We start from the raw sequence: 17,829 nt of genomic DNA, 5'->3' as shown, positions 1-17,829 counted from the left end.
AAAAGTTAAACTTTATCTAGAAAATCAGATTTTCGTTGTCTGGCAACAGGTATTTTCTCATTGGTTTGCATCACCACATAACCATCGTTTTTTATATATTCCTTAATTTTATTCAAATTTATAATATAGGAATTGTGGATTCTGAAAAAATAATTTTCAGGTAAAATGGCATTCACTTCTTTCAATTTCTTTGTTACCAAAATACGCTGATTGTCTGCCATGATAAAGGTGCTATAATTACCGTCGGATTCTATATAAATAATGTTATCAGTTTCTAGAAAAATTAATTTTCCATCCGTATTTATGGTGATTTTTTTCTGGTTGAAGTTTTTATTAAAATTAATTAAAACCTCTTCAATTTTGGCAATAGGAAATGCTGCAGCTTGATGTTTTTTTATTTTCCGAAAAGTTTCCTTTAAATCATCCGAATCTATAGGCTTCAACAAATAATCTATGGCCTCATGCTTGAGGGCTTTTAGAGCATATTCATTATAAGCCGTAGTAATTACAACCGAAAAATCTTGATTAGATAGTTTATCTAGAAACTGAAAACCATCCATGGTTGGCATGTTAATATCAAGAAATAAGCAGTCTGGCGTGTGCGAGTTCAGATACTCCAAAGCAGCTTCTGGTTTGGTAAAAGTAGCAATGATTTCAACCTCCTCGCTAAAATTAGTAAGTTCCCAAGATAAACTCTCAATGGCTTTTTGCTCATCGTCTACTATTACTGCTCGTATCATGGTTTCAAATATAATAATATATTACGTTTCCTTCGTTTTTTCTTGTTGAAAACGTCATGAATAAAATTTCAGATATGAGATAAAAGCAAGTTTTTGTTTAATAGGACTCGCATATTTACCAAATACACATAATTTATTACCAATCATACAATAATTAGAGGTTGATGTCTATTTAATTCAGACATTAGCATTGCTATTAAATTATTATACGATTTAGCATTTATTAAAGGGTATGTGCTATTAATCAACAGAAGGCTAGATTTATCTAGCCTTTTTTGTTTTCCATTAGTATCAGAAACTGGAAACACTTTGAAACCAAAAAAGCATCTCAATTGAGATGCTTTTTGTTTATAAATATAATTCCAATTATTCTTCAGGATCTGGAACCGTTGCGGGTTCTACAGAACTATCATGTGCATTATGATATTCTTCTAAAAGATTCATTGTGGCATTTAACAAATCTTTCGTTTCTAAAAGAATACTGAAATATAGCGTTGTGTTTTTCGGACTAGATTCTTCTGTTCTAGTGCGTTCCACTTGCTTATGGATTTTTTGTGTTACCATATCTGTAATCTCTTTCTTTCTACTTAAAATCTCGCCGATTTCTTCAAAAGAACGCGAGTCGAAAGCCGCTTTCGTGTTTTGGAATAAACGTTCAAAACGGGCATCAACCTCTTTCAGCTCTTTAATTTGACTGAACTTTAATTTCTTATGGTTGTTATTAACGTGTTTATGGCTGACCTTCGAGATGTATTCTAACGATTGTATTATATCTTGAAGATAACCTAATACATTAATGTAGAAGTTACTTGCAGCTACACTAGATTCATCTAAATTCTTGATAAAATAGAATATGTTATCTCGCAATTCATCAATTTCATTTCCAAGTTTTACAACTTGTTTTTTATTCTTCTTAAGTAATGATAAATCTTGTTTGGCTAAACCATTAATAGCATTGGTGTAAATACGATTTCCACGTTTAATAACATTAGCAATGTTATTGGTGCTTTCATGAATAACACCTTGAATAGAGCTGCTTTCAGCACGTGTTAAACTATCTTCTGCTTTTAATTCTTTAGATTTCTTATTGTGAGAAATATAGTTTCTTACTAATAAAACCCCTGCGAATAATAATAAAACAGGAACCATTACATTCACATTCCAATTTAATAGATAGGCAATTATAGCAGCTGCAACAAAGGCTATGAAAGCGGTTACAAACCAACCACCAATAACATTTAATACACCAGCTACGCGATAAACGGCGCTTTCTGCTCCCCAAGCACGATCTGCTAATGATGAACCCATGGCCACCATAAAGGTTACGTAAGTTGTAGATAATGGTAACTTCATGGATGTTGCAACGGAAATTAATACAGCTGCAACCATTAAGTTTACGGCAGCACGAACTAAATCGAAAGCTGGTAATTCATAAGTTTTATCCTTATTTAAATTATAAACAGGTATTTCAAACTGTTTGTCAATTTTAGCTTGCCAAGAAGTTGGTAAAACATAAGCAGACATTTGAGAACCTAAAACGGCAAAACGGACAAAACTACGTGACAAAAAGTTAGGTTGAAAACGCTCTTTGGTTTCACCTTGACTGGATAAATCTAAGGATGTTTTTACAACTGCTTTGGCTTTACTTGAAAACCATAAGGTTGCTACCATAATTAATCCAGCGCCTACTAAAAGATAGGTTGGAGTTGCTACTTTGTCTGCAAGGAAACCCATGCTGAAGGTTTCTGCAGGAAGACCCGAAGCCGCCCAAGTTGTATAGGATAACCAACCAGCAATAGGAACACCTATGAAGTTTACTAAATCGTTTCCTGCAAATGCTAATGCTAAAGCGAAGGTTCCTACTAAAATAACTAATTTATAAATATTTGCTTTTACAACGGTAATTAATAAATAGGAAAACAGGGTCCATAAAACTAAACTGCTTAAAAGAATTAGGATGACTTGATTATCAAGAAATTCGTTGGTGGTAGCACCATTCAGCATAGCGATAGGATCATCGGCAAATGCCATGCCTTTTAAGCCTTTAATAAAAATGAAGTACGTAATGGATGTTAAAGCCATCCCGCCAAAAAGTGCACCTACCCAATTCGCTTTTTTTTCAAAATTATAGGATAACATTAATCGAGCAACCCATTGTACTGCAGCACCAATGGAAAATGCGACGACGACCGAGAGCAGAATTCCGAAAATGATTTCGGCTGCTTTGGAGGTGTTAATGTAATTGACAAGATCCGTAAAACTACCGCCATCATGTCCTATTTTTATTAATGACATAGCCACGGAAGCTCCTAACAATTCAAACACAATAGAAACGGTGGTTGATGTTGGCATACCTACCGAGTTGAAAAAATCCAGTAATAAAATGTCTGTTATCATCACGGCCATAAAAATGATCATGATTTCACTAAACATAAATTCGTGAGGATTAAAAATACCTTTGCGGGCTACTTCCATCATACCGCTGGAAAATACGGCTCCAACTGCTACACCAACACTGGCAACAATCATAATCGTTTTAAAGGAAACGGCTTTAGATCCGATGGCTGAATTCAAGAAGTTTACAGCATCATTACTAACACCTACAACCAAATCAGCTACTGCTAAAACGGCCAAGGCAATAATCATTAATAAGTATATATTATCCATATGTTACTTTAAAATAGTTTGCAAATATCCGTAGTGTTTGGAATAGTAATGTTACCTAATTGTTAATTTTTCAGTTATTATAAATTTGTTTTCACCGTTAATAACAAAAAAAAAGATATTCCCGAAAGAATGCCTTTTTAACTTTAGACTAATTCTATACTTTACTCAATAGTCCATCCTGCACCCCAAGTTGTATAATCTGTTCCCGTTCCATTTCCAACTCCTGAAATAAAATCGGCTTCTGTAAAAATTACTTCCGTATCATTTTTCATAGTAAGCGTTACATCTACAAATGTGATATTAGAAACCTTTAAATCGCCATTTACCACACCGTTTCCAGTAGGGTTATCTCCTAAATCACCATCTAAATCGAAACCTTCACCATAACCTTGAATCAACACATTATTGAAAATGCCTTGCGTTCCAGCTCTTAAACGAATAGCTTCACTTCCAGGATCGGTTGCGGTTCCTAAACCAATAATAGTTAAATTATTTACAGTTGGTTTTGAATAATAACCGCCAGCATTACTGAAATCGGTGTTAAAACCATCGGCTTCAATGCCTTTATCATGTTCGTTACCATGTAAAACATAAGCGTTTGTAATGGTTCCTGTGTAACCTTCTGTCCAGTCAATTGAATCATCTTGTGCATTAATTACTGACACATAATTAACGTTAACGGTTCCGCCAAAAAATTCGACGCCATCATCTTTGCCTTCAAAGGCTTGGATATATTCTACTACGGTTCCACTTCCTACACCGTAAAAAGAAAAACCATTGTTTTCCGATTGCCCATCGGCAGCACCACCAGAATATTCTACACGCATATACCGAATAGTTCCAGATGAATCATTGCTGATATTTCCACCGTAAGGTAAGCTCGCAATTTCAGAAGTAGAGGTTGCAGTTCCCGTTACGGAGTTAATAGGCGCTTTTCCTAAAATAATTAAGCCTCCCCAATCGCCAGCCGAAGGTGAAGCCGCATTAGACGTTAAAACAATTGGATTATTTAATGTTCCATTTGCACGTATTTTTGCGCCTTGAGAAATAGCAATATAAACATCGGCGCCAGTAGCTTCTGCATAAATAGTTACACCTTCATGGATGATTAAGTTTGTGCCAGCCGCCATAATTACTGGGCCATTAATAACATAACATGTGTTGGCCTCTAGTTCTAAATCTGTGGTGTATTGAGCAGCAGTAATAGTTGTGCAAGAATTGTCTGGGTTGTTATTGCCGTTGTTGTTATCTAAAATAATGTCCGAAGTATCATCAGACGAGCATGAGAAAAGCATCGATACGATTGCTAATCCTAGAATTACATTGTTTTTCATAATTTTTAGTTTAATTGTTTATTATTTAAATTTTTATTAAAATGAATATTTAAGTTGTAAGCCCACGTCCATACCGCGTTTGTAATCTGTTACGCCTTTCCCGTTTGATGAATTCACAACGATATCGCCCAACGTTGTTTCTCGAATATATTTTACGGTTGGATTTAGTAAGTTCATGACACTTAAGTTGACTTCAAAATTATTTTTGAAACTGTTTTTCCAAATGAAATCTAAAGTGGGTAGACCTTTTTCAATGACGTTTCCTAATTGACCAGAACCTAAAGCATCTATTCTATCCGAGAAGTAGGAGAATACTAAATTGGCTACTGGTTTGTAATTTTTAAATGTTGGGGAATAACTGATATCGGCATTCAATAAAAAGGGTGAAGCACCTTGCAAATTTTCTTTGGTTTTATTGAAACTGACGTCGTAAAATTCTCCATCAATTCTTGAATATAAATCTTGCGACGTGTGCATATATGTGGCATTTAATCCGACGGATAAATTGGTGTTATCATTTTCATCCGTTATAATATTTTTTCTAACTTCCACTTCAAAACCATAAACGGTGGCTTTGTCTCCAGTTCTAAAATAACGTTGCGTTCCGGTGGCATCGGCTCCAACGACGAGATTAATGGGGTTTTTAATGATCTTTGCGAAAGTTCCTAGCGATAAAATTTCACTATTACTAAAAAACCAGTCGTATTTAAAATCGACGTTGTAAATTTTAGAAAAGCCTTTTTCTAGTAAATCGGGATTTCCACCGACCCGAGTTGAAATATCTTCATAAACAAAAGGAGCTACTTCTTTAAATTCAGGTAAGGAAGCTGTTTGACTGGCGGAAAAACGTAAATTTTGGTCTTCATTAATACTGTACTTAACATTTAAACTTGGTAGAAATAAGTTGTCTTTAGTTATAATGTTATCAATGCCTTTTAAACCTAAATTGATAACATCAAATGCTATGTATTGCTCAAAAGACTCGAAGCGCACGCCGGGCACAAACAACCAATTATCGCCAACTTTTAGCTCTGCATTTATATAGCCAGCGTAAACGTCCAACCGACCTTGGTAAGTGTTTTCCGAAAGTCCAGAACTATTCGTGTTGGAATATCCAGGAGTAGGTTTGATAACCTTAATCTCATAAATACCATCCGTGTTTTGATTTGTTTGAAGGTTGCTTAATGAGAAAATAGAGTTGAAATTATGAACATCGGTAACTGGTGTATTACCTTGAAGAATATCATAACCATAGCGAATATTATTAAAATCGCGCGTTTTGCTTTTTCCGTTATAGCCTATGTTTAGCTTTGCTTTTTCGGAAACGTCATAAGCAAAGTTGATATTTCCATTATATTCGTCATCTGTAATTTTCTGAAAGTAGCGTTGATTATCATAATCCACGTTAGAGTAAAAAATAGGATTGGTAGCTGGATTATTGTCCAAAGCGAAATGGTAATTTTCCAAACTAATCCGTTTACGGTCTGGTTGGTCGGCATTCACATAATTATAACCAAATCCCCAATCCACTTCAATTTTTCCGGATTTATGAGTTCCCAATAATTGGTTGACAAACATTTTAGTTTGATCAAATTGGACGTTCATCTGGTAAAAACCTTCGTCTGTATTTTGGATAGCGTCTCTGTTTCTTCCATTGCCATTGGTTCCAAAATAGCCCACCACATCGGAACTATTATTTATGAAAACCGAATTGTATTTTATAGTATTACTGTTGTCTATTTTATAATTTATGCTTGCCATGGCGGTTGTTGTGGTGCCGTATTCATATTCTTCCGCACTATCAACAAAGGCTTTTTTTTCTGTAAGTGTGAAATCTCTAGTAGTACCTTGGCGGTATTCAAAACCGTTTTCAAAAGCCGCTGTTGCAAAAAAGCTTATGCGTGAACCATCTTTAAAGTGAATCGATTTCCCAGCAGAGGCACCATAGCTAACATTTATTGGGGTTCCAGCAGAAACGGGATCGATACCATGTGATAATACTACCGCAAACGGATTATGATCATTCCGCCCATAATAGCCAAAATAGCCAGTGCCTTCACTTCTTACAAAGTCTTGGCTAATGGCGTTGGTGTTAAATCCGGTTCCCGTAAATACATCCAAAAATCCGTTGCCGGTGTAGTCTTTAGAATTGATATTGACATTTCCCGCAGAAAAATCGCCGTAAAACTTCGTGGAATAGGCTTTACTAATAGAAATGTTTTCTATAATATCTGAAGAGAATAAATCTAAATTTATATTCTTTTTATTCACGTCATTAGAGGGTAAAGACAAACCATTTAGGGTGGTATTTAAATACCTATCGCCTAAACCGCGCACATATACATTGCTAGAGCCTTCTTGCTTGGAAACGCCTGATATTTTAGCAACCGCACCGGCTGCATTACTTACACCTTTTCGGGAAAGTTCTTCGGCACCAATACTTTGTTTAATTTCAACGGCCTTTTTTTGATCTAGTAATAAAGCAATTTCACTTTCGCGTTTTATTGTCGTGGTAATAATCACTTCATCTAATGACGCCGCACTAATAGCCATAGGTAAATTGATTTCTGTAACCTTTCCGGCAATAATATTTGCTTCAATTTCTTGTGTTTGGTAACCTACAAAACTAAAAACGATGGTATATGTGCCAGGTTCTAGATTGTCTATGCTATATAAACCATCCATATCGGTAGTGGTTCCTTTGGTGGATCCTTTTATAATGACATTCGCATACGGAAGTGGTTCATTGTTATATTCCTTATCGGTAAGTTTTCCTACTAGTGAACCTGGATTATTAGCATGAGCTAAAAAAGAGGTGAATATTATTAAATTAAGCAGTAAATATTTCATGTGTTTTTTACAAAATTTCTTGGTACAAAGAAACTCTAGAGATGTAAAGTCAGCGTTAACTAGCCATTAAACCTATATCACAAAATCATTACCTAAAGGTTATGAGATTTTCTAAATAATCTAATTTGGAAAAGATTTCTTAACATTGAAAAAATAGTATCTTGCCATTCTATAAAGAAGTAGCATGAACTGGGAACAACTATTATCATTAAAGCGTTTTGGCGATAACCATAAACGTTTACGAAAAGAGCAAGATGAAACACGTTTAGGTTTTGAAGTGGATTATGATCGCATCATTTTTTCTGCAGAATTTAGAAGCTTACAAGATAAAACCCAGGTTATTCCTTTATCTCAAACCGATTTTGTTCACACCCGATTAACCCACAGTTTGGAAGTTAGCGTGGTAGGAAGAACACTCGGACGTTTAGCAGGAAAACAGTTAATTGAGAAATATCCACATTTACAAAATATTCATGGCTACCAAGCAAATGATTTTGGCGCCATAGTAGCCGCAGCCGCTTTAGCACATGATATTGGAAATCCACCTTTTGGCCATTCGGGTGAAAAAGCTATCGGAGAGTACTTTAAAACCGGAGCTGGAAAACAGTATAAATCGGAATTAACCGACAAAGAATATCAGGATTTATGTGATTTTGAAGGAAATGCCAATGGCTTTAAAATTTTAACTGAAAGTCGCGTTGGTCGAGAAGGCGGCATCCGATTAAGTTATGCTACGCTTGGTGCTTTTACTAAATACCCGAAAGAATCTTTACCTAAAAAACCTACAAAACATATTACTGATAAAAAATACGGTTTTTTTCAAGGAGATAAAGAAGCTTTTCAAGATGTAGCCGATGAGTTGGGCTTAATTAATCGGAGTAAGGATGGTAATATTAGCTACGCCAGACATCCATTGACGTTTTTAGTGGAAGCCGCTGATGATATTTGTTACACTATTATCGATTTTGAAGATGGCATTAATTTAGGCCTCATTCAAGAGGAATTTGCGCTAGAATATTTAATAAAGTTGGTGCGTAATAGTATTCAAACTAAAAAATACCATCAATTATCCAATACGCAAGACCGAATTAGTTATTTACGCGCATTGGCTATTAATACCTTAATTAACGAAGCCGTTTCTGTGTTTATTGAAAACGAAGAAGCTATTTTAAATGATACGTTTCAAACGGGATTGTTAGATAAAAGTAAATACGAAGCTCAGATTAAAGACATTATCAATATTAGCGTGAATAATGTGTACCAATCTAAAGAGGTGGTTGAAAAGGAAATTATGGGCTATAGGGTGTTAAATACCTTGTTAGGAACCTATATAGCCGCTATAAATAATGATTATAATGGAACGGCTTCCAACTACGATAAGTTGATTTTAAATACGCTTTCAGGGACCATTAATACTAATGAAGATCTCATTTATAAACGTCTTTTAAGTGTCTGTAATTATGTGGCTTCCTTGTCCGATAGTCGCGCTATTTTAATTTATAAGAAAATTAAAGGAATTGCCTTTTAGTAGGATAATTCTTCTGTAACGTGTTTTTAGTCGAAAATATTTGTATATAATCGACGTTATTTCTATATTTAGCTTTCAAAATCTATTGAATATTTTCAAAAATGAAAAACAACATTTTAGGCGCTATCGTTATTTTCTTTGTAACCTTTGCTAGTTTATTGGCTATTAGTGAATTATCAACTTCAAGTGAGACCGTTATAGATTCACATGCTTTTTACGCCAAAGATTTTTAAATATTAATTCAAATACGATTGGACAACCTCTTTAATTTGAGTTACGCCGATTCCGGTTAGCTCTTCCAATTCTTCAATTGTTCCCTGTTCCACAAACGTATCCGGAATACCTATTATTTTTAAGATGTTATTGTAATTATGCTGCACTTTAAATTCAGCAATAGCACTTCCAAAACCGCCAATTATAGTGCCGTTTTCTGCCGTTATTATTGTTTCATAGGTTTGGAAAATTGAATGCAATAGCGTTTCATCTAAAGGTTTTATAAAATGCATATCAAAGTGTGACACTTCTAAACCTGCAATTGCCTCTGAAACATTTTTTGCCATGGTACCAATACTTAAAATAGCAATTTTTTCACCCTGCTTAAGTTGCTCACCTTTCCCGATGCTTACCTCTTTAAAAGGAATTTGCCAGTTTATTATTTCTCCACGACCTCGTGGGTATCTTATAGCTAAAGGGTTTTTAAGTTTTCCAAGTTGAGCCGTATATAACATATTCCGCAATTCGATTTCATTTCGAGGTGCTGAAATAATCATATTAGGAATGCAACGTAAATAGGCTATATCAAAAACGCCGTGATGGGTGGCGCCGTCTTGGCCCACTAAACCAGCGCGATCTAAACAAAAAATTACAGGTAAATTTTGTAGCGCCACGTCGTGAATAATCTGGTCATAAGCGCGCTGTAAAAACGTAGAATAAATGTTACAAAACGGAATCATGCCTTGTGTTGCCATTCCAGCAGCCAAGGTTACCGCATGTTGTTCGGCAATACCTACATCAAAAGCGCGTTCGGGGAATTCGTCCATCATAAATTTTAGAGAACTTCCCGTTGGCATGGCCGGTGTAATACCAACAATTTTTTCATTCTTTCTAGCTAATTCTACTAATGTGCATCCAAACACATCTTGATATTTTGGAGCTTGTAATTTGGTTGATTTTGGCAGAAGATCGCCTGTTACGGCATCAAATTTACCCGGAGCGTGATACACAACTTGGTTTTCTTCGGCTTGTTTTAAGCCTTTACCTTTAGTTGTTATAATATGTAAAAATTTAGGGCCTTTTACGGTTTTTAAACGTTCTAATTCGGCTATAACTTTAAATATATCATGGCCATCAATAGGTCCAGAATAATTGAAATTTAGAGCTTCAAAAATATTGTCCTGCTTTTCAGTTCCCTTTTTCACATTAGTCAAATATTGCTTTAAAGCGCCAACACTAGGATCAATTCCAATAGCGTTGTCATTTAAAATAACCAGTAAATTGGCGGTGGTTACGCCTGCATGGTTTAAACCTTCAAATGCCATTCCACTTGCTATAGAGGCATCTCCAATTACAGCAATATGATGTTTATTGAAATCACCTTTTATTTGTGAAGCAAGCGCCATTCCTAAAGCAGCGGAAATAGAGGTAGAGGAATGTCCGGTTCCAAACGTGTCATACTCACTTTCTGCACGTTTCGGAAAACCACTAATACCATTTAACTGGCGATTTGAATGAAAATTAGACTTCCTGTTTGTAAGCAATTTATGCACATAAGCTTGATGGCCAACATCCCAAATTAACAAATCGTTTGGTGTATTAAATACATAGTGAAGTGCTATAGTTAATTCTACAACACCTAAACTAGCTCCTAAATGCCCTTCTTTTGTAGCAACTATGTCTATAATAAACTGTCGTAATTGTTTAGCGAGATCTGGTAATTGCTTTAAATTCAGTTTACGTAAATCTGATGGTGAATTTATAGTATCAAGAATATTGGAAGTCATGTAAGTATAATATGCTATAAAATTATTAAAATAAGATGTAAATCCTCAAATATTGCGGTTAAACTGAATAAATAAAACAATAAATGAATCTAACTTGTTTATATTTGTGAAATAGTAAAAAAAAATTCTAATTTTTAATTTTGAAAAATGAAAAATAACTACTTAAAGCAGTTACTTGTTTTAGCTATTTTGGTATTCACCAACATGGGCTATTCGCAAAGTAACTTACCGGATTCAAAAAATGTATCCATTATTCAAAATTACCTAAATCAAAACAAAGAAACTTACAATTTAACAGTAAGTGATATTTCAGACTTGGTAATTGACAGAGAAGTGTTTTCAAAAAACACGAAAATAACGCATGTTTATATCAATCAGCGTTACCAAGGTATTCCCGTTTTTAATGCTATTTCAAGTGTCGCAATTAAAGATAATGCGGTATTTTATTTTGCCAATAGTTTTACTGGTGCAATAAATGAGCGTATTAATACACTATCTCCACAGTTAACAGCACAACAAGCTATTGAAAGCGCTGTTTATAAATTGAAATTAGGTGCCATTCAGAATTTAGATCTTCTAGAAACAAATTATAAAGCCTATGTTTTTTCATCCGGAAATGTTTCACAAACAACTATTCCTGTAAAATTAGTATACTTTAAAACTAATGAAGGCAATTTGGTTTTGTCATGGGATTTAAGCATTCATACTTTAAACGGTGCCAATTGGTACAGTGTTCGTGTTGATGCAATTTCAGGTGAATTAATAAATCAGAATGATTGGATTCTAGCTTGTAACTTTGATGATGCTAATCATGAGAGTCATGGTCATGGACCTGCAGTTTCTGTGAAAAATGAAGCTAATTTTACACTTTTTAAAGATGTTTCTTATTTAGCTGATGGATCACAATACAATGTTTTTGCATTACCAACAGAAAGCCCTAATCATGGTCCAAGAACATTATTAAGCCAACCCGCAAACTTAAATGCATCTCCTTACGGATGGCATGATAATAATGGTGTTGCAGGTGCTGAATTTTTAAGCACACGTGGTAATAACGTTTGGGCAATGGAAGATAGAAATGGAAATGATGGCTTCGGGTACTCACCAAGTGGTACAGCAAGTCTAAATTTCAATTTTCCTTTAGATTTAAATCAACAACCAGCATTATATCAAGATGCATCAATAACCAACTTATTCTACATAAATAATATCATGCATGATATTTGGTACCAATACGGTTTTGATGAGGTAAGTGGAAATTTTCAAACCAACAACTACGGAAATGGTGGTCTTGGTAGCGATCACGTTCGTGCAGATGGTCAAGATGGAAACGGTTCAGCAGGTTCTATAAATAACGCATTATTTGGTACACCTCCAGATGGGTCAAATCCAACTATGACTATGTTTTTATGGTCAGCTCCAGCTAATGGTGTGCAAGATTTAATAACTGTTAATAATGGTTCTCTAGCAGGTAGTTATACCGCCGTGAATCCAGCTACTGCTGCACCAAATAATTTGCCAGGAATAGGACCAACTCCTGTAACAGCCGATTTAGCTATAGTAAACGACGGTACAACAACACCAACATTGGGTTGTAATGCTCTTACAAGTCTTACAGGTAAAATTGCTGTTGTGAGAAGAGGAACTTGCGCTTTTAGCGATAAAATTCAGAATGCACAAAATGCTGGAGCGGTTGCAGTTATTGTTGTTAATCATAATAATCCGGATAACGATCCTGCTTATGCACAATATGTAACAATGGCGGGAGAAGTTAATCCACCAATAAACATTCCTTCTGTTTTTATGAATTATGCAGACGGTGAAACTTTAATTGCAGCTATGCAAACACAAACGATAAATGTAACGCTGCAAGGTCCAAGTCCATTTATGTTAGATGGAAGTTTAGATAATATGATTGTGGCTCATGAATACGGTCACGGTATTTCTAACCGTTTAACTGGTGGTCCAAGTCAAGCAGGTTGTTTAACCAATGAAACCCAAATGGGTGAAGGTTGGTCTGATTGGTTTGCCTTGATGATTACTTTACGTGCTACTGAAAACTATGCAGTAGGACGAGGTATGGTTACCTATGCTCCAGGTCAAAGTGTTGATGGGAATGGTATTAGAAATTTCAAATATTCAACTGATTTTTCAGTAAACCCTTTTACCTATGGAATTACTAATAATTTACAACTCTCGCAGCCACACGGAATTGGATCTGTTTGGGCAACTATGTTATATGATTTAACAGAAGCTTATGTAAACAAATATGGTTTTGATGCTGATATTTATAACGGTATTGGTGGGAATAATAAAATTATGCAATTAGTGCTAGACGGTATTAAATTACAGCCATGTGGACCTGATTTCGTTGAGGCACGTGATGCCATTTTAGCTGCTGATAGAGCTAGTACAGGTGGTGCAGATCAATGCATGATTTGGCAAGTTTTTGCTAATAGAGGTTTAGGTTTTGCAGCATCTGCTGGTAGCAAAAATAGTAGAACGGATCAAGTTGAAGATTTTACGACTCCTCCAGATACAGATCCAACTTTAGCAAACTGTACGAGCTTAAGTGTTGACGAGTTTAAACAAAGCGACATTAAAGTATATCCAAACCCAACTAACAACAATTTATTTATTAAAACAAATAAGAGTTTTGGTCAGGTAATGATGACGGTTACAGATATGAATGGACGTCAGGTTTATGCTAAACAAGCAGTTTTATTTGGTACAGTTGAAGTACCAATGAATAACCTACAAACGGGTATTTATATTTTAAATATTAAAGGTCAGAATATGGATTCAAACCATAAGATTATTAAGAACTAATAATTTTTGAATGATATTTTTAAAAGGCAACTATTTATTTAGTTGCCTTTTTTATTTTTGCACCATGGAAAACATTTTTGATGATAACTATTTTATGAAAAAAGCCTTAATGGAAGCTGAAATAGCTTTTGATAAAGGCGAAATTCCCGTTGGCGCTGTCATAGTTATAGATAACAAAGTTATTGCCCGTGGTCACAATTTAACTGAAATGCTAACCGATGTTACGGCTCACGCAGAAATGCAAGCTATTACCGCTGCATCTAACTTTATTGGCGGAAAATATTTACACAATTGTACCTTATACGTCACGCTAGAGCCTTGCCAAATGTGTGCTGGCGCTTTGTATTGGAGCCAAATAAATACTATTGTTTATGGTGCAAGAGATGAGGAACGCGGCTGTATAAACTTACAAACCAAGTTACACCCCAAAACTATTTTAAAAGGTGGGATAATGGCAGACGAATCTGCTTTACTTTTAAAACGTTTTTTTATTGAAAGACGAAATTTAAATTAATCCTTTTTGCGTTTTTGACTCTCACGCATTTTATCTAAATTCTCTTTATTTAGAAGATAATCACTCATTTTTTTATCCTTCCATCTGTACCATGAAAATAACGGAAATACGATAAAGAATAAAATTACAACACCACCTCCAACTAGTTTGGGTGCATATTCCAATTCAAGTGTTAAACCGCAAACTAAAGATGTCGCAGATATAATAAGAAATATTAAAATAAGATACTTCATAGTTAATTTGTGATATTAATAAGTTTTCTGCGGTAGGCTGTTAAAAGCTTTGATTTCGAAATAAAACCAATATACTCATCATTTTTTACTACCGGTAAATTCCACGCATTACTGTCTTGGAATTTTCGCATTATGGTGGTCATTTTGTCTTTTTCCATATCAATAATAGCCGGTGGATCTTGCATGATTTCTTTGGCTAAAACTTCGCTATAAAGAGATTGATCAAACATGATAGGTCTAATATCATCTAATAAAACGATACCGACAAGCATTTTTGATTCGTCATCAATTACGGGGAAAATATTCCGGTTGGATTTTACTACCGCATTATGCACAATATCGCCCAAAGTCATTTCGGGAGATATGCTGATGAAATTTGTTTCAATAACCGTATTAATATCCATTAAGGTTAAAACAGCGTGATCTTTATCATGGGTAATTAAATCGCCTTTGCGTCCTAATTCCATCGTATAAACCGAATGCGGATAAAAATATTTTGTAAGTAAAAATGAAATGGTAGCGGTAAGCATTAGCGGAATAAACAAATCATAACCACCGGTTACTTCGGCAATCAAGAAAATAGCCGTTAAAGGGGCATGTAAAACGCCAGACAGGACACCAGCCATGCCAACAAGTGTGAAATTACTTTCAGAAACTGAAAATCCTAAACCACAGTTATTTATCACTTTTGCAAGGCAATTTCCCATAATACTTCCCATAAATAGTGTAGGAGCAAAAATTCCACCCACACCACCAGCGCCAAAGGTTATAGCACTTGCAATAATTTTAAAAAATACCAATCCTGCTAGTAAAGCAATTACAACCCAAATATTGTTGAGGTCTAAATCCAGAAAATTATTTACAAGAGCTTTCTCTGGATTTCCAGCAATTAAATTGTTCATCACATCAAAACCTTCACCATATAAGGGCGGAATGAAATAAATAAGAATTCCTATTGAAATCCCACCGACTAAAATGCGCTTCCAAGCCGATTTTATTTTATCAAAAAATTCCTGAATCCGATCATAAATTTCGGTAAAATACATTGATGTTAAGCCGGCAAATAGCCCTAAAATAATATAGAACGGAACGTCAGAAATAGAAAATTCATCTTGAATATTAAAGGGTAGTAATACATCATTTCCAAAGAAAAAATGAGACGTTAAAATAGCAGATAAAGATGCTAATAATAACGGAAGCATGGACGCAATGGTTAAATCCAAACTAAATACTTCAATAGCAAATACAATGGCTGCTACTGGGGCTTTAAAAATAGACGACATAGCTCCAGCTGCTGCACAACCAATTAACAAGGTTTTGGTTTGCTGATTTACATGAAATAATTTAGAAATATTGGAACTAATAGCGGCACCCGTTGCTACAGTTGGACCTTCCAAACCTACAGAACCTCCAAAACCAACGGTTAAAGGTGCGGTTAAAAATGACCCAAACATTTGATACCTTTTAATGATACCTTTTCGTTTGGCTATGGCATAAAGCGTGGAAGGAATGCCATGACTTACCTTATTACGAATAACGTATTTCATAATTAAATAAACCAATGCGAAACCAATAATAGGAAACACAAAATAAAAGGCATTGTGGTAATAGCGCACCAAATTCCCTTCTAATAAATGTTGAATAAAATGTGTTAAGTTTTTAAGAATAACGGCAGCAACACCAGATGTAAAACCCACTAATATACTTAAAATGTATACGAATTGCTTGTTAGAAATATGCTTGGCACGCCAAATTAGAAATCGTTTGAAATAGGTCCTGTTAGGCATTTTCCGGATTTAATTCTAGTTTTAGCTTTTGCAGGTCTTCTATATAAATTTGGCGCAACGTTTCTACGTATGGTCGGTTGTTGAAATAGCCTTGTTTGAAGTCTTCAGTAGCGCCATCTACTAATGCTTCAGCTAATTCTAAATCGCCTGCTTTTTGTGCTATGAGGGCTTTGTAATATTTGGCATCAGCACTAACATCTCGGCCGTGTTCTAAACGCTTATCAAAATTATAAAGTGCTTTGTCCATATCACCAGATTCGTAATAAGCAATCCCACGATATAGAAAAGCGGTTAATTCAACCCAGTCTTCACCTGATTCTTCAATTTCTTGATTGATATATTTATCAAAATAAGCAATAGAATAATCGTAATTTTTCAAACCTAAATAAGCAATGCCACGCCAATAATCAACACTATGACCTTGTGGCTGATTTACAAAATTAGGTGTTAAGTCATCAGATGCATCAAAATCGGCAATCGCTTTATTATAATCTCTGTAAAACCATAAGTATAAATAACCACGCCATGGAATACGCGTTACAGAATCTAATGGGATGGCTTTGTCGTACTGTTCTTTCCATTTATGAGGCAAACCACGTTTTAAATAAGCTACAGATAATTCATAAACGGCTTGCTCATAAGTAGAATCTAATTCTATGGCACGTGCAATACCATTAATGCTACCTGCAGAACCTTGAGCGAAATTGTTAACGCCAAAACTGTAAGATGCTTCTGCTTTTTCCCGATCTGATTTACATGAGAAAAGACAAAAAACTACACAGATATTAAGGGATAATTTCAGTAATCTTGCCATTTTCTATTCTATAAGATATATACATATAGGAATCCCGATAATCATCATACAGATAATTTGGGTTCCAAGTTTTAAGCTCTGTTGTTAGTTGAAATAACTGATCCACTAAATCTTTATTGAAAGCTTTAGGTTTTAAATCCAAATCGTTTTCATGAATCACATATCGACCCGCTTCCCCTTTGCAATTAATTACAAAACGTATATTTAAATACCCGGAGTCTTTGTAGTTATTGTTCTTATAATTTGAAAGAATAAAGTCTCGCAAACCATTTTTACCTTTACTATAAGTGGCGCGTTCAGGATTGTAGTATTGAAGAATATAATTTTCATCGCATACTTTAAAACCCTCGTTTAATAAGGCTGTTTCCGGATCTATATATTCAACGGAACGCGTGTATTTTTCTTCTGGCACAAACTTGTAGTAAAATACATAATAGGCATAACCATATAGTGCGAACAGAACAACTGTTAACCCTAAAATGATATATAGAAAAATTTTAAAAAACCGTTTCCACTTCATTATCTAAAGCTAC

At 34.9% G+C, this 17,829-nt stretch carries 13 protein-coding genes; 4 read left to right on the top strand and 9 right to left on the bottom strand.

From position 1 onward, the window contains the following. Positions 1-5: 5 nt before the first annotated feature. The 4 genes from ES674_RS01545 to ES674_RS01530 all read right to left on the bottom strand — a co-directional run bounded on the left by ES674_RS01545 (position 6) and on the right by ES674_RS01530 (position 7,591). Complete coding sequence (locus ES674_RS01545; protein WP_148402229.1) at positions 6-740, bottom strand: LytR/AlgR family response regulator transcription factor; 735 nt, start codon at positions 738-740, stop codon at positions 6-8. A gap of 366 nt (positions 741-1,106) precedes the next feature. Further along, entirely contained in the window at positions 1,107-3,407 is a 2,301-nt protein-coding gene (locus ES674_RS01540; RefSeq protein ID WP_148402228.1) for an inorganic phosphate transporter, read from the bottom strand. Positions 3,408-3,568: 161 nt separating this feature from the next. Further along, positions 3,569-4,741, bottom strand: coding sequence for a multidrug transporter (locus tag ES674_RS01535; RefSeq protein WP_148402227.1), 1,173 nt, complete (start codon positions 4,739-4,741; stop codon positions 3,569-3,571). 36 nt (positions 4,742-4,777) lie between these two features. Further along, a complete protein-coding gene (locus ES674_RS01530) occupies positions 4,778-7,591 on the bottom strand; it encodes a TonB-dependent receptor (protein WP_148402226.1) in 2,814 nt (937 codons plus the stop codon). 184 nt (positions 7,592-7,775) lie between these two features. On the opposite strand from ES674_RS01530, the gene ES674_RS01525 reads away from it, so the two are divergent. Together ES674_RS01525 and ES674_RS15685 are read left to right on the top strand one after the other, a co-directional pair. Next, positions 7,776-9,119, top strand: coding sequence for a deoxyguanosinetriphosphate triphosphohydrolase (locus ES674_RS01525; RefSeq protein ID WP_148402225.1), 1,344 nt, complete (start codon positions 7,776-7,778; stop codon positions 9,117-9,119). A gap of 101 nt (positions 9,120-9,220) precedes the next feature. Then, positions 9,221-9,352, top strand: coding sequence for a hypothetical protein (locus ES674_RS15685; RefSeq protein ID WP_262712254.1), 132 nt, complete (start codon positions 9,221-9,223; stop codon positions 9,350-9,352). A gap of 3 nt (positions 9,353-9,355) precedes the next feature. Here the strand turns inward: ES674_RS15685 and dxs are convergent, their stop codons facing one another. Then, positions 9,356-11,119: a 1-deoxy-D-xylulose-5-phosphate synthase gene (gene dxs, locus ES674_RS01520; RefSeq protein WP_148402224.1), complete on the bottom strand. Its 1,764-nt coding sequence runs from the start codon at positions 11,117-11,119 to the stop codon at positions 9,356-9,358. 147 nt (positions 11,120-11,266) lie between these two features. On the opposite strand from dxs, the gene ES674_RS01515 reads away from it, so the two are divergent. Both ES674_RS01515 and ES674_RS01510 read left to right on the top strand, forming a co-directional pair. Beyond that, positions 11,267-13,948: a T9SS-dependent M36 family metallopeptidase gene (locus tag ES674_RS01515; protein ID WP_148402223.1), complete on the top strand. Its 2,682-nt coding sequence runs from the start codon at positions 11,267-11,269 to the stop codon at positions 13,946-13,948. Between the two features lie 64 nt (positions 13,949-14,012). Next, positions 14,013-14,462, top strand: a complete 450-nt coding sequence (locus ES674_RS01510; RefSeq protein ID WP_148402222.1) for a nucleoside deaminase — start codon at positions 14,013-14,015, stop codon at positions 14,460-14,462. On the opposite strand, the gene ES674_RS01505 is transcribed toward ES674_RS01510, so the two are convergent. Genes ES674_RS01505 through ES674_RS01490 form a run of 4 tightly spaced genes read right to left on the bottom strand, consistent with a single transcriptional unit; the run spans position 14,459 to position 17,816 of the window. Beyond that, the gene (locus tag ES674_RS01505; protein ID WP_148402221.1) at positions 14,459-14,695 is read right to left on the bottom strand and encodes a hypothetical protein; all 237 of its coding nucleotides are present in this window, start codon (positions 14,693-14,695) and stop codon (positions 14,459-14,461) included. The two genes, ES674_RS01510 and ES674_RS01505, sit on opposite strands and share 4 nt — an antisense overlap. Positions 14,696-14,697: 2 nt before the next feature. Beyond that, positions 14,698-16,482: a chloride channel protein gene (locus ES674_RS01500; RefSeq protein WP_148402220.1), complete on the bottom strand. Its 1,785-nt coding sequence runs from the start codon at positions 16,480-16,482 to the stop codon at positions 14,698-14,700. After that, positions 16,475-17,296 (bottom strand): tetratricopeptide repeat protein, encoded by an 822-nt coding sequence (locus ES674_RS01495; RefSeq protein WP_148402219.1) that lies wholly within the window; start codon positions 17,294-17,296, stop codon positions 16,475-16,477. The genes ES674_RS01500 and ES674_RS01495 overlap by 8 nt, the downstream gene beginning before the upstream one ends. Further along, entirely contained in the window at positions 17,268-17,816 is a 549-nt protein-coding gene (locus tag ES674_RS01490) for a hypothetical protein (RefSeq protein WP_148402218.1), read from the bottom strand. Before ES674_RS01490 ends, ES674_RS01495 begins: the two co-directional genes overlap by 29 nt. Positions 17,817-17,829 lie beyond the last annotated feature (13 nt).

Origin of the sequence: Bizionia myxarmorum (assembly GCF_008086205.1) — a bacterium.
GTDB lineage: Bacteria > Bacteroidota > Bacteroidia > Flavobacteriales > Flavobacteriaceae > Algorimicrobium > Algorimicrobium myxarmorum.
The sequence above is the reverse complement of the archived record's forward strand: the minus strand, read 5'-3'. Positions and strand labels throughout refer to the sequence as shown.